Genomic DNA, 13,131 nt, shown 5'->3' on the forward strand with positions numbered 1-13,131 from the left:
CCGCCATGACCCATGCATCGCTCAACCGCCGCGCCGTGCTCTTCGCCGGCCTCGCCCTTCCTGGCCTCGCCGTCTCTGGCGTGGCCCTGGCCCAAACAGGCGCGTCCTCTTCGCCGCCGCCCGGTCCGTTCCGCTTCAAGGGCTGGCAGGGCCAGGACACCGACGCCGAGCGCGGCTTCTTCGAGGTTCCGGAGGATCGCCGCGATCCCCGGTCCCGGAAGATCCGGCTGAGCTATGTGCGGTTCGCCTCGACGGCGGCCAAGCCGGGGCCGCCGATCATCTATCTGGCCGGCGGACCGGGCGGCCTGGCGACCCGCGCGCTGGCCGGACCGCGCTTTCCGATCATGATGGCCCTGCGCGAGATCGCGGACGTCATCGCCTTCGACCAGCGCGGCACGGGTCTGTCCAACCACATCCCCGAACGGCCGCTCTCGACGCGGCCCTTGCCGGACTTCACGCGGGCGGGGCTGACCGCCTATTTCCGCGCGGACTTCCAGGAGGCGTGGGCCGACTGGACCAAGGCCGGCATCGCAATGACCGGCTACAACACCGAACAGAACGCCGACGACATCGACGACCTGCGCCGCCATCTTGGGGCCGAGAAGGTCGACCTGTGGGGCATCAGCTACGGCACGCACCTGGCGCTCAGCATGCTCAAGCGGCACGGCGAGCGGGTGAACCGCGTGGCCCTGGCCAGCCTGGAAGGTCAGGACCAGACCGTGAAGCGGCCCTCGGCGGTCGACGCCCTCCTGCGCCAGGTGGACGGCTTGCTGGCCGCCGACCCGGCCGTCCGCGCGGCGATCCCCGACCTGCCGGCTCTGATGCGGCGGGTTCACGCCAAGATGGAGGCCGCGCCGGTGAGCATGGCCGCGACGCTGAACGGCAAGCCGGTCGAGCTGAAGCTGGGCGGCTTCGCGATGCAGTTGATGACCGGCGGGATGATCGCCAATCCGCCGACCCTGGTCATGCTGCCGGCACTCTATCTGGCGCTGGACGCTGGGAATACGGACGTGCTCAAGCCGTTCGTGGGCGAGTTCGCGAACCTTCTCGGCATCGCCGGCATGCCCGAGGCGACGGACCTGGCGTCGGGCATTTCACCGGCTCGCCTGGCCCTGGTGCGACACGAGGCCAAGACCGCCGTGCTGGGCGAGGCCCTGAACTTCCCGATGCCGCAACTGCTGGGCGCGGTCCCAGGCGTCGATCTGGGCGAAACCTTCCGGACGCCGCTGCGGATCGACCATCCCGCCCTTCTGCTCGCCGGCACGCTGGACGGCCGCACGCCGATGTCCGAACAGGACGAGGTCGCGGCCCAGTTCACGCGCAAGGCCCGCGTGATCGTCGAGAACGCCGGCCACAACGTCTTCGAGGCTCATCCCGACGTGCAGGGCCTGCTGGTGCGGTTCTTCCGTGGCGACGCCGTGGCCGACACCCGGCTGAGCCTGCCGCCGCCGAAGTTCAAGCTGGCGTGATGGGGAGGCCGGCGACATCCCGTGCGCCGGCCTTCCACCGCCGTCTAGAGTGTCGCGTGGTAATCCAGTTCCGCGTGCTGGACGTGGTCGCCCAGCGCCATCGGCTTGGCGTCCATGACCTCCTTGAAGGCCACCTTGAACGCCGCCATTTCCTCGGGCGTGCCCACCGAGACCCGGACGGCGTTGGGCCAGATGGGCCAGGTGCGGCCGATCAGGACGTTCTTAGCCTTCATCGCCGCGAACACGGCTTTGCCGTTCCGGCCCGTGTCGATCATGAAGCAGTTGGTCTGGGGATCGCCGATCACCTTGTAGCCGCCCGCCTTCAGCCAGGCGATCGTATCGCGGCGGGTGTCGCCGATGATCTTGCGGCGCTCGGGGACCAGGCTGGCGTCCTCCAGCGAGGCGCGGGCGGCGGCCGAGCCGGTGATCGGCATGGCGTTCTGACCGAACGGCTTGAGCTTGGCCAGCAGATCGGGGCGGCCGACGGCGAAGCCGCAGCGGATGCCGGCCATGCCGTAGATCTTGGAGAAGGTGCGCAGGACGATCAGGTCCTTGCCCTGGGCGACCAGGTCCAGCGTGTCCGGTTCGTCGGTCAGGTGGATATAGGCCTCGTCCACCAGCAGGATCGCGCCCGCCGGCTTGTTCTCCAGCGCCCAGACGATGTCCTGCTTGGTGGTGATGGTCCCGGTCGGGTTGTTCGGATTGCAGATGTAGATGACGCCGGCCTGGGCGTCGGCGGCGACCATCGCCTTGACGTCGTGGGCGCAATCGGCGGTCAGCGGCGCCTTCACCACCTTGGCCTGGCTGGTCCTGGCCGCGTACATCCCGGCCTCGTAGGACGGGTCGGCCGTGACGAAGCTCTTGGTCGGCGAGGTGAAGGCCAGCACGCTGTAGTGCAAGGGCTCGGACGAGCCGGCGTAGGCCGCGACGTATTCAGGCTTGAGGCCGTTCTGGGCCGCGAAGGTCCGCACCAGGAGATCGGTCTCTCCGTTCAAGTCGTAGCGGCCGCCCAAGGGCGCCACGCGGGCGATGGCGTCGCAGGCCGCCTTGCTCGGGCCCAGCGGGTTCTCGTTGGCGTTGATCAGCACCGCGCCGGACGGCGGGGCGTTGGGGCTTTGGCCGTGCAGCGCCATTCCGGAGGGCGGAGCGGTGGTTGTCTGGGCCGCGGCGTGGGCCAGGCTGGCCTCGGTGACGATCGGCGCCGCGGCCGCGATCAGCGCCGCACTGCGCAGGAAAGCGCGGCGTCCCAGCGCCGGCTCGTCGGATATCCGCGTGGTCATTTCGTTCGCTCCCCATGGCCTGAGGCGTCAGGACGAACCTCGGAGCGCGATCGCGCAAGAGGGAGAGGGCGCGCGACGGCCCTCCTGCCCAAGGCGCGGGCAGCGTCAGGCTTGCCATCGCCCTCGAGGCGCGAAATGAGTGCGGCTCCGCCTGCCAGGAGTCTCTTTTCCATGCCCGCGCCTCTCGCCATCGGACTCGTGGCCCACGACGACAAGAAAGCCGCGCTGGTCGACTGGGCCAGGGCGCATGCGGACTTCCTGAAGGGCAAGGCGCTGTTCGCGACCGGCACCACGGGCGGTCGGGTTCTGGAGGCGCTGCCGAACCTGACTCTGACCCGGCTAAAAAGCGGTCCTCTTGGCGGCGACCAGCAGCTGGGCGCGATGATCGCCGAGGGGCGGCTGGACGTGCTGATCTTCTTCGTCGATCCGTTGTCGCCCCAGCCCCACGATGTCGACGTCAAGGCGCTGATCCGCATGGCGACGCTGGCGAACATCCCTTTCGCCTGTAATCCCGCGACGGCCGACCTGATCGTGGCCCGCCAGCCTAGCTAGCCCGGAAACTTCATTAGGTTCGGCTTGGGGATCGCGGCCTTGAAGGTCCCGCGCGACTTGCTGGTGTCGAGACCGAACTCCGCCCAGGCGGCCAGGAAGCCGTTGGCCTCTTCGTCGGGCGAGGCCGGGACCATCTCCAGCACGGGCCGCGCGGCCACCGCGGCGCGGGCGGCCGTCCAAGCCTCCGGCTCGGCGGTGGCGTAGTCGCCGTCGGTCGTCACCAGTTGGCTCGCGAGGTCGAGGTCCGAAAAGCGCAGGGTCACCGCGGCGTCGGCGGGCAGGTCCGAGAGGCCTTCGAGAGCCTCGGTCAGCGCCGTCAGGCTCATCTTGGCGGCGGTTGTGCGCCGCTCGCCGCCCGCCGCGCCCTTGATCGCGGCGGCGCCGGTCTCGCCGTCGATCCGCCGCACATACGCCCAGCCGCCATAGCTCGGGTCCTGGCGGCAGAGGCTGGCGATCCATAGGGTGACGGCGACCATGGCGAGCTCCCAATCAACGTTCTGGCCGGTTTCTAACCTGCTTCGGTCAAGTTGGGGGAGGGGTGCGAACAGAAGGTAAACATCGCCCTAAAACTTATAGTTAACGTCATTTTAAGATCAATGAACGTCGTTCTAATAAATGCCTCCTGGGGAAGAAAGTGGGCGAGTTCGTTGAAGCAAAAAGTGTGCCAAATCGAGGCGTCTCCAGCCATTTTGGGCGAAGTTGGCCGCGAGGTGTAAAGGCTTGGGAAATATTTATGGTTAACGCGCCGTAAAGACCTATTAACCACTTGTTAAAGCTGCTGGCTCCGGTTTTGCTGCTTGGGCGTTGAACCTTCGACGGCTGTCCCGGGTGGGGACGTCCCCAAGTGGAGTGCGCTGCCATGTTCGAATTCGGACGAGATCTGAAGCGGCTGTTCGGTGTCGAGACCGAGGCCAAGAGCGCCTGGCGGGACGGCCTGACCGGTGGCGACACCTCGCTGCTGGAACTGCTCGACACACGCCTGTTGGCCAACGAGGCCCGCTCGGCCGACGTCGCGGCCAGCCGGCTGGGGACCAAGGAGCGCGGCGCGCGCCTTCTGGAAGCCGCCGTGATCTGGCGCGAACTGGCCCGCCGCACCGGTGACGCCACGGCGCTGCGCAAGGGCGCCGCCCAGGCCGAGGCCGCCGTGAAGATCTTCGAGACCGAGCGCCGCCAAGACGGCCTCGCGGCCGCTCGCTGCGAGCAGGTCATGCTGGCGCTGCAAGGCGCCGACCTGTTCGGCGACGAGGGCCTTGTGGCCGCCGCCATCTCGACCTTGGCTCGGACGCCCGCCCAACACCGCACCGCGCTTTGCGGCGCCCTTTCCGCCGCCCTCGAGGGCCGTGCGGCCCTGGCGGCGGGCGATCTCGACCGCGCCCTGGCCGCTGTCCAGGCCTTTGAGGCGCCGCTACGCGCCCTGGCCGCCGCCAAGCGCGCCAAGGGCGGCGCGGCGCGGCTGCTGCTGGCCGATCAGCGCGCCAACCGCATCGACCTGATCCTGAACTGCGCCGCGCGCCTGAAGGATCGCGCCCTGGCGGAACTCGCCGCGTCGGAGGCCAAGAGCGCGCTCGAGGGACTCGACGCCGACTTCGAACCGCTGGTGTGGGCGCGACTGGAGTGTCTCCGCGGCGCCGCCCTGGTGCAACTGGGCGACCTGGACGGCGAGATCGCCCGTATCGGCGAAGGCGTCCAGGCGATCACCGATGCGGGGCAGGTGATCTCGCTGGACCACAGTCCGATGGACTGGGCCCGCGCCCAGGCGCTGCTTGGCGCCGTCCTGCAGACCATGGGCGAGGCGACCACCAGCGAGCGCGTCTTCGAACAAGCCGTCTCGGCCTATGACCGCGCCACGCAAATCCTGAAGGTCCAGCCGGCCCTGGCCCTCCGCGCTCATGTCGCCAACAACCGCGCCCTGTGTCTGGCGCGCTGCGCCGAGCTCACCGCCGACCTGGCGGTGCTGGACGCCGCCGAGCTGGCCTTCAAGGCCGAGCTGGCCGAGGTGCGCGGCGCCCGCGATCCCGCCAGCTGGGCGGTGGCGCAAATGAACCTCGCTCGCCTGTACGAGGCGCGGGTCGAGATCACCGGTCGCGACGACGGTCGTCTGGCCCGGGCTGGCGTGGCCCTGGCCGCGGCCTTCGACATCTTCTCGGAGTTGGGCCTGCGCTCGCTGACTGATCTGGCGGCACAAGGCCTGCAACGTCTCCAGCGGGCTCCGGCGGCCTGACCCGAAACGGGACGCGGCGGACCCGCCAGAAGAACGACAAGTAAAGGGATGAACTCGTGATTGCTTCGCTCGCCTTGGCCGCCGCCGTGGTCGCCGCTCCTGTTCCGGCCAAGACCGCCTCGGACATGCTCGTCCCGGCCTCGCAGCCGCGCGAGGCCGTCGCCCTGCTGAACTGCCTGGTGAAGAACGACGGCCGCCTGACGGCCTGCACGGTTCAGGACGAAACCCCCAGCGAACTCGGCGTCGGCCAAGCCGCCCTGTCGATGGCCTCGCAGTTCCAGGTCGACCTGCTGGGCCCCGACGGCAAGAGCCGCGCGGGTTCCTACATCCAGGTGCCGGTGCGGATTCGCATCCGATAAAGCGCTTCCCTCGCAGCGCTCATGGGCCGCGACGCGCCGTCGCGGCCTGCGGGATAAGGCCATCGGAAGGTTAACTCCTAACGCCTCGTTAACCATATCTCGCCCAAGCTAAAGCCCTCGATTCCACGGCCTTTGGCGGCCGATTCCCAAGAGGCTTTCGATGACGGGCGCCGAGGTTCTAGATGTCGGCCGAGACGCGATCTGGCTGACGCTCAAGCTGTGCGCGCCCGTGCTGATCGTCGGCCTCGTGGTCGGCGTCGCCATCGGCCTGTTCCAGGCCCTGACCCAGATCCAGGAACAGACCCTGGTCTACGCGCCGAAGATCGTCGCGATCTTCATTTCACTGCTGATCTTCCTGCCGATGATGGGCGCGCTGATGAGCGCCTTCATGCGCCAGATCGCAGCCCGCATCGCGGGCCTGTAGCGGAAGGGCAGGGGGCGCGTGAATTCCTTCGCCACGGCGTTTCAGGTCTATGTCGCCGCCCTCGTGTTCTCGCGAGTGGGCGCCATGGTCATGACCATGCCTGGCATTGGCGACCAGACGGTGCCGCCGCGCATCCGCCTGTCGTTCGCGCTCCTGATGGCGCTGTTGCTGGGGCCGTTGGTCCAGGACACCGTGCCGCCGATCCCGACCACCCTGGGCGGTCTGGTCGGCGCGATCATCCATGAGATCCTGATCGGCTTGATGATCGGTTCGGTGCTGCGGCTGTTCATGATCTCGCTGACCACCGCCGGCGAAATCATCTCGCTGCAGACGACGCTCTCCTTCGCCCAGACCACCAATCCGTCGATGCAGGGCTCGAGCACGGCGGTGGCGACGTTCCTGTCGATGATGGGGCTGACGCTGATCATGGCGACCGGGCTGCATCACCTGTTCATCGGCGCGATCGTCAAGTCCTACACCCTGTTCCCGTTCACGCGCGCCGTGCCGGTCAACGACGCCGTCACCCTGGCCGTGCGGACGGTGGCGGAGTCGTTCTCGCTGGGCGTCCAACTGGCCGCTCCCGTGATCGTCTTCTCGCTGGTCTTCAACCTCGCCACGGGTCTGGTCGGCCGGGTGATGCCCGCGTTCCAGATCTTCTTCGTCGCCTCGCCGCTCAGCGTGATCCTGGGCCTGTCGCTGCTGGCCCTGTCCCTGGGCGGCATCGCCATGGTCTGGACCGATCGCTATCGCGAGCTCCTGCAGGTCTTCGCCTAGGGGGCGCGCATGGCGGACGATACGGATCCCGAGTCGAAAACAGAAGAACCGTCGGCGAAACGGTTATCGGACGCGCGCGCCAAGGGCGACGTCGTCAAGTCGGCCGATATCCCGCAACTGGCCTCGCTGGTCGGCGCCGTCTCGGTGGTGATCCTGGCCGGCGGCTGGCTGACCCGCGACCTTTCCGCCGCGCTCTACCCGTTCATCGCCCACGCCGGCACGATCGACCTTTCGAGCGGCGGCGCGATGGTGGTGATGAAGCAGGCGACCATGGCCGCCTTGCCGCCGCTGATCCTGGTGATGCTGGTCTCGGCCTTCGCCGGCGCGGTCGCCCACATCGCCCAGTCCGGCTTCCTTCTGACGCCCTCCAAGCTGAAGCCCGATTTCAGCAAGCTCGACCTGATCAAGGGCCTGGGCCGCATCTTCGGCATCGACGGCTTCGTTCAGTTCGCGAAGTCGGCGGTGAAGTTCCTGGTCACGGGCCTGATCGCCTGGATGGTGCTGAAGCCGCATGTCGGCGAGGTGCGCAATCTGGTGGGCCTCGACCCGGCTCTGATGCTGCCCGAGGCGATGAAGCTGTCCAAGTCGCTGCTGATCGCCGTGATCATCTTCCTGACCGGCACGGCGGCCTTCGACTGGTTCTGGCAACGCCACCGCTTCATGAACCGGATGCGGATGACCCTCCAAGAGGTCAAGGACGAGTTCAAGCAGTCGGACGGCGACCCGCACATCAAGGGCAAGCGCCGCCAGATCCAGATGCAGCGCTCGCGCCAGCGGATGATGCAGCAGGTGCCCAAGGCGACCGTGGTCGTCATGAACCCGACCCACTACGCCGTGGCGCTGAAATACGAGGCCGGCGAGACGCCCGCGCCGCTTTGCGTGGCCAAGGGCGTTGACGAACTGGCCTTGAAGATCCGCGCGATCGCCGAGGAGCACGGGGTGCCGGTGTTGGAGGATCCGCCTCTGGCGCGCGCCCTCTACGCCAGCGTCGAGGTGGACGAGGAGATCCCCGTCGAGCACTTCGAGGCGGTGGCCAAGGTCATCAGCTTCATCCTCAACGGCAAGAAGCCTCAGTCACGGGCGCGTCCGCTGTAGGCCCTACTTCCGAAAAAGACCTAGCCCTCGGGAAAGGTTATTGTTTCAACGATCTCCGGTGAGTCGCAGCCTCGCCGTAACCAAGGTATTCATGCCGCCGATGGCCGATCTTCACCTCCAGGACAAAGCCATGGCCGGCGCGGGGCGTCGGCGCTTCGATCCGTGGCTGGCGGGCGCGGCGCTATTTTTCCTGGCGGCGGCGGGCTTCTCGGCCGCGCCGGCGCTGAAGGCGGGGCCGGCCACGCTGGCGGGTCTGCTGCTGCTGCTGGGCGTGGCGGGCGTGGCCGTGCTGGGCCTGCTGGCCATCCGCGGCGCCGCCCAGAGCGGCGATGATTCCGATCAGGCCGAGACCTTCATCGCCGCCTTGAGCGAGCCCGCCAGCCTGGCCGCGCCGGACGGCCGGGTGCTGGCCGCCAACGCCGCCTGGCGCGCCCTGATGGGCTCGCAGCGCCGCCTACCCAAGGGCGTGGCCGGCGCTGGCCTGTTCGCCGCCATGATCCAGGCCCGTCATGGCGAGATGGCCGAGGGCGCGCTGCGCGCCGGCGACGCCGATCATCTCGCCAAGGTCTCCTGCCTGCCCGGCGGCCGCCTGCTGATCCGTCTGTCGCCCGTCGCCGCGCCCGAGCCGGCGGCCGAGCCCGTCGCGATCGCGCCGACGGCCGAGCGCGCCGCGCCGCCGCCCAACTCTCTGGACGCCTTCGCCGGCGCTTCGCCGTTCGGCGCGGCCCTGCTGGAAGGTCTGGAGCCGTTCACCTCGCGCGTGCTGGAGGCCAATCCGGCCCTGACGACCATGACCGGCGCCAAGGCCGGCGTGGTGTTCGGCGACCTGATCGACGCGGGCTCGCGCGCGGACGCCGAGACACGTCTGGCCGAGGGGCGGGCTGGTCCCTACGAGGTGCGCCTGGCGCGCGACGCGACCCGCATCGCCCACCTCTACCTCTACCGCGCCGAAGGCCGCCTGGTGGCCTACATGATCGACGTGTCGGAGCAGAAGCAGATCGAGCTGCAACTGGCCCAAGCCCAGAAGATGCAGGCGATCGGCCAGCTGGCCGGCGGCGTGGCGCACGACTTCAACAACCTGCTGACCGCCATCCAGCTGCGCCTGGACGAACTGCTGCACCGTCACCCGGTCGGCGACCCTTCGTATGAGGGCCTCAACGAGATCCGCCAGACGGGCGTGCGCGCCGCCGACCTCGTTCGCAAGCTGCTGGCCTTCTCGCGCAAGCAGACCGTCCAGCGCGAGGTCTTGGACCTTGGCGAACTGATCTCCGAGTTCGAGGTGCTGCTGCGCCGGTTGCTGCGCGAAGACGTCAAGCTGATCACCGACTACGGCCGCGACTTGCCGCAGGTCCGCGCCGACAAGAGCCAGCTCGAGACGGCGGTCATGAACCTGGCCGTCAACGCCCGCGACGCCGTGCGCGCGGCCAAGGGCGGCGGTGTCGTGCGTATCCGCACCGCGCGCCTGAACCGCGACGAGGCCATCCAACTGGGCTTCCCCGCAGCCGATGGCGACTGCGCCTTCATCGAGGTCAGCGACGACGGCCCGGGCATTCCGCCCGACGTCATGGGCAAGATCTTCGACCCGTTCTTCACCACCAAGCCGGTGGGCGAGGGCACGGGCCTGGGCCTCGCCACAGTCTACGGCATCGTCAAGCAGAGCGACGGCTGGATCCACGTCCACAGCCGTCCGGGCGAAGGCGCGGCGTTCCGCATCTTCCTGCCCGTGTATGACGCGCCGGTGGGCGTCGCCGCCGCTCAGGCCGCGACGACCGAGCCGGCCAAGCCGCGCGCCGCCCGCGACCTCTCGGGCGCCGGCCGCATCCTGTTCGTCGAGGATGAGGACGCGGTCCGCAGCGTCGCCGCCCGCCTGCTGCGCGCTCGCGGCTACGAGGTGCTGGAGGCCGCCGACGGCGAGGAGGCCCTGCTGATCGCCGAGGAGCACGCCGGCACGATCGACCTCTTGATCAGCGACGTGATCATGCCGGGTATCGACGGCCCCACCCTGCTGAAGAAGGCGCGCGGCTATCTGGGGACCGCGCCGGTGATGTTCATCTCCGGCTACGCCGAGGCCGAGTTTAGCGACCTGCTGGAGGGCGAGACGGGTGTGACCTTCCTGCCCAAGCCGATCGACATCAAGACCCTGGCCGAGCGGGTCAAGCAGCAGTTGCAGGCGGCCTGAGGCCGCCTGCTCGACTCCCCTAGGCCTTGGCCGGCAGGAACCGCGGATTGCGCAGCAGCGCCGCGCTGAGATCTTCCAGGACAGCACGCGCAGCAGGAACTGCTGCTCCAGCCACTGCAGGATGAAGGCGCCGATCGCGAGGACCAGCGCCCAGATCAGGATCGTACGGGTCACGCGGCCGAGGGGGCGCGATCCCCGGCCGTCGTCAATGGCCTCTCAGCCCAGTCGCGCCTTGGCCTCGGCGGGCGCGATCTGGTCGAACAGGATGCGCAGGTGCTGGTCCTTGGCGTGGTCGTTGTGCAGCTCCCACGACAGCGAGACCGGCAGACGCAGACGGCCGCCATCCGGCAGCAGGGCGACCAGGACGCGCCAGGAGAAGCCGTCGCCGGGATCGCCGAGAGGGTCCTTGAACTCCAGCGGCGCGGGATCGCGCAGGCGGAAGCGCCTTTCGGCGTTGGCTTCGAACCACGCGCGGTCGGCCTCTGCGGCGGGATCGGTGACCTTGCTGACGATCGTCTTCTTGAGCATGCGGGGTCTTTAGACCCAAACCGACGCAATTGCCAAAGTGTCGACAACTCTGATCCCGAAGCCGTACGCCGCCTCGGACGGGGTCAGTCCAGCCCAAAAGCGGCGAGCAGGCGATCGGCGGCGACCGAAGCTGGGACCTCGCCAGCGCGAACCGAGGCTTCGAGGTTTGGCGCCAACGCGGCCACGGCGGGCGCTGTCCGGAACGCATCCCGCAGTCGGTCCTCGACCATCGCCCACATCCACCGCGCGTCCTGGTCGGCGCGGCGGGCGGCGCGCGCGCCATTGGCGGTCATGATTTCGCGGTGGCGCTGGATCTGGGTCCACAGCACATCAAGACCCTGGCCGGTCAAACCCGAGGCGGTCAGCACCGGCGGCGTCCAGTCGGGGTGGGCTGGCGTCAGGATGTGCAGGGCGTTGCGATAGTCGCGCGCCGAGCGCTCGGCCTTGGCGGGATCGGCGTCGGCCTTGTTGATGACCAGCAGGTCGGCCAGCTCGATCAGGCCCTTCTTGATGCCCTGCAACTCGTCGCCGCCGCCGGGGATCAGCAGCGCCAGAAAGATGTCGACCATGTCGGCCACCACCGTCTCGGACTGCCCAACGCCCACGGTCTCGACGATCACCACGTCGAAGCCGGCCGCCTCGCACAGCAGCATCGCCTCGCGGGTCTTGCGCGCCACGCCGCCCAGCGCGCCGCCGGAGGGGGAAGGGCGGATATAGGCGTTGGGCTGGACGCTGAGCTGCTCCATCCGCGTCTTGTCGCCCAGGATCGAACCGCCGTGGCGGCCGGACGACGGATCGACCGCCAGCACCGCGACCTTGCAGCCCGCCTCGACCAGGTTGCAACCAAAACGCTCGATCGTGGTCGACTTGCCCGCGCCAGGCACGCCGGTGATCCCGATCCTTTGAGCCCGGCCCGTCAACGGCATCAGCCGCGAAAGCAGCGTCCGGGCCGCGACCTGATGATCGGCGCGGCGGCTTTCGACCAAGGTGATGGCGCGCGCCAAGGCGGCGCGGTCGCCGGCGACCAGGCGCTGTTCCAGGGCGTCGATGTCGAGAGCAGGATTCACCAGACCTCGCTTAGCCGAGGCCGGCCGATCGCGAAACCAAAACGGTCAATCGGTCTTGCGGCGCCGGGCAAGGTCGACGATCTGAGGTCGAGGCAACGACGGACGAAGCGGAACGTTCTGGGATCATGACCGACGACTTCTCCATGGCTTCCGCCTATGCCGAGCCGCAAGCCAGTCTGGTGGACGACCAGCGCTTCAAGGCGCATCGCGCCTGGCGCGCGGCCGAAACGATCAAGCGTCTCTCCGACCGCCTGATCGGCGTCGGCCCCGTCGGCATCGGCCTCGACGGCGTGCTGGCCTGGGTGCCGGGCGTTGGTCTGGCCTATGGCCTGGGCGCCGGGGCGCTGCTGCTGTTCCATGCGGCTCACGCCAAGGCTTCGCCCGCCACCATGGGCCGGATGGCCGCCTATCTCGCCGCCGATAACCTGTCCGACACCGTGCCGGTCCTGGGATGGGCCGTCGACACCCTGTTCCCCGGCCACCTGATGGCGGCCAAGGCGCTGCAGAAGGACATCGAGGCCCGCCATGGCCTGCCCGAAGAAGTCGCCTTCGAGCGCAGCCAGAAGAAGCGGGGCCTCTTCCGGCGAAAAGCTGGCTAGCGAATGACTGGCAGCTCCGCCAGGCATAGCGACACGCCTGGCAGAACAAGGGCCGTTACCGTCTCGCGCGCCGCGTGATGCGTCACGTCGCGATAGACGCCGCCCGCCAGACCGCGATGCACGATCAGCGTGTCGGTGTTCACATCCACGACCCAATAGTCTCGCACGCCGTGCTGAGCGTAAATCTCGGCTTTCACCGCAAGGTCGTTCTTCAGGGTCGAGTGCGCGACCTCGATCACCAGACCGACGTTGGCGCCATTCACCGCGCTGAGCGGCAGCGTCGCGTCGTACAGATAGAGATCCGGATCCGGGGCGTACGTCGGCGCCAGGCGCAAGGTCGAGTCGACGATCACACGGATGGCGTCGCCAGCGCTGGCCATGAACCGCATGGCCAGTTGCATCTTCACCCGCGTATGGGGCGTGCCTTCCGGGGCCATTTCGACCAGCGCTCCGTCGATCAACTCGACGCGGGCGCCCTCGTCGAGGATGCCAGCTTCCTGCATGCGCAGGACATCGTCCAGCGTGAAGCGGTGCTGTTGCGATGTCTCCAGCGCTCGGGCCAGGGCGTTCATACCCTGATCGTA

General features: G+C 68.6%; 14 protein-coding genes. 9 read left to right on the forward strand and 5 right to left on the reverse strand.

Features of this window, described 5'->3' with window-relative positions:
- Positions 1–5 precede the first annotated feature (5 nt).
- Positions 6–1,469, forward strand: coding sequence for an alpha/beta hydrolase (locus AX690_RS20620; RefSeq protein WP_066683047.1), 1,464 nt, complete (start codon positions 6–8; stop codon positions 1,467–1,469).
- Between the two features lie 44 nt (positions 1,470–1,513).
- Here the strand turns inward: AX690_RS20620 and AX690_RS20625 are convergent, their stop codons facing one another.
- The gene (locus tag AX690_RS20625; protein ID WP_066683019.1) at positions 1,514–2,749 is read right to left on the reverse strand and encodes a pyridoxal phosphate-dependent aminotransferase; all 1,236 of its coding nucleotides are present in this window, start codon (positions 2,747–2,749) and stop codon (positions 1,514–1,516) included.
- 171 nt (positions 2,750–2,920) lie between these two features.
- On the opposite strand from AX690_RS20625, the gene AX690_RS20630 reads away from it, so the two are divergent.
- Positions 2,921–3,301 (forward strand): methylglyoxal synthase, encoded by a 381-nt coding sequence (locus AX690_RS20630; protein WP_066683018.1) that lies wholly within the window; start codon positions 2,921–2,923, stop codon positions 3,299–3,301.
- Here the strand turns inward: AX690_RS20630 and AX690_RS20635 are convergent.
- A complete protein-coding gene (locus AX690_RS20635) occupies positions 3,298–3,777 on the reverse strand; it encodes a ribonuclease H (RefSeq protein ID WP_066730542.1) in 480 nt (159 codons plus the stop codon). The genes AX690_RS20630 and AX690_RS20635 overlap by 4 nt on opposite strands.
- Positions 3,778–4,160: 383 nt before the next feature.
- Between AX690_RS20635 and AX690_RS20640 the strand changes: the two genes are divergently transcribed.
- From AX690_RS20640 to cckA, 6 genes are all read left to right on the forward strand, one after another.
- Positions 4,161–5,522 carry a hypothetical protein gene (locus AX690_RS20640; RefSeq protein ID WP_066683016.1) on the forward strand — a complete coding sequence of 454 codons (1,362 nt, stop codon included), beginning with the start codon at positions 4,161–4,163 and terminating at the stop codon, positions 5,520–5,522.
- Between the two features lie 56 nt (positions 5,523–5,578).
- Complete coding sequence (locus tag AX690_RS20645; RefSeq protein WP_066683015.1) at positions 5,579–5,881, forward strand: energy transducer TonB; 303 nt, start codon at positions 5,579–5,581, stop codon at positions 5,879–5,881.
- 160 nt (positions 5,882–6,041) lie between these two features.
- Complete coding sequence (gene fliQ, locus AX690_RS20650) at positions 6,042–6,305, forward strand: flagellar biosynthesis protein FliQ (RefSeq protein ID WP_066683014.1); 264 nt, start codon at positions 6,042–6,044, stop codon at positions 6,303–6,305.
- An 18-nt stretch (positions 6,306–6,323) separates the two neighbouring features.
- Positions 6,324–7,079, forward strand: a complete 756-nt coding sequence (fliR, locus tag AX690_RS20655) for a flagellar biosynthetic protein FliR (protein WP_066683013.1) — start codon at positions 6,324–6,326, stop codon at positions 7,077–7,079.
- 9 nt (positions 7,080–7,088) lie between these two features.
- On the forward strand, positions 7,089–8,174 hold the full coding sequence (flhB, locus tag AX690_RS20660; RefSeq protein WP_066683012.1) for a flagellar biosynthesis protein FlhB: 1,086 nt from the start codon (positions 7,089–7,091) through the stop codon (positions 8,172–8,174).
- Between the two features lie 100 nt (positions 8,175–8,274).
- Complete coding sequence (gene cckA / locus AX690_RS20665; RefSeq protein WP_066683046.1) at positions 8,275–10,353, forward strand: cell cycle histidine kinase CckA; 2,079 nt, start codon at positions 8,275–8,277, stop codon at positions 10,351–10,353.
- 216 nt (positions 10,354–10,569) lie between these two features.
- Here cckA and AX690_RS20670 read toward each other — a convergent pair whose 3' ends face one another.
- Both AX690_RS20670 and meaB read right to left on the reverse strand, forming a co-directional pair.
- Entirely contained in the window at positions 10,570–10,881 is a 312-nt protein-coding gene (locus tag AX690_RS20670) for a hypothetical protein (protein WP_066683011.1), read from the reverse strand.
- 83 nt (positions 10,882–10,964) lie between these two features.
- Positions 10,965–11,948, reverse strand: coding sequence for a methylmalonyl Co-A mutase-associated GTPase MeaB (gene meaB, locus AX690_RS20675; protein WP_066683010.1), 984 nt, complete (start codon positions 11,946–11,948; stop codon positions 10,965–10,967).
- A gap of 125 nt (positions 11,949–12,073) precedes the next feature.
- Between meaB and AX690_RS20680 the strand changes: the two genes are divergently transcribed.
- Positions 12,074–12,547 (forward strand): DUF4112 domain-containing protein, encoded by a 474-nt coding sequence (locus tag AX690_RS20680; RefSeq protein WP_066683009.1) that lies wholly within the window; start codon positions 12,074–12,076, stop codon positions 12,545–12,547.
- Here the strand turns inward: AX690_RS20680 and AX690_RS20685 are convergent.
- On the reverse strand, positions 12,544–13,119 hold the full coding sequence (locus tag AX690_RS20685) for a Uma2 family endonuclease (protein ID WP_066683008.1): 576 nt from the start codon (positions 13,117–13,119) through the stop codon (positions 12,544–12,546). The two genes, AX690_RS20680 and AX690_RS20685, sit on opposite strands and share 4 nt — an antisense overlap.
- Positions 13,120–13,131: the final 12 nt, after the last annotated feature.

Origin of the sequence: Caulobacter sp. CCH9-E1 (genome assembly GCF_001556515.1) — a bacterium.
Taxonomy (GTDB): Bacteria; Pseudomonadota; Alphaproteobacteria; order Caulobacterales; family Caulobacteraceae; genus Caulobacter.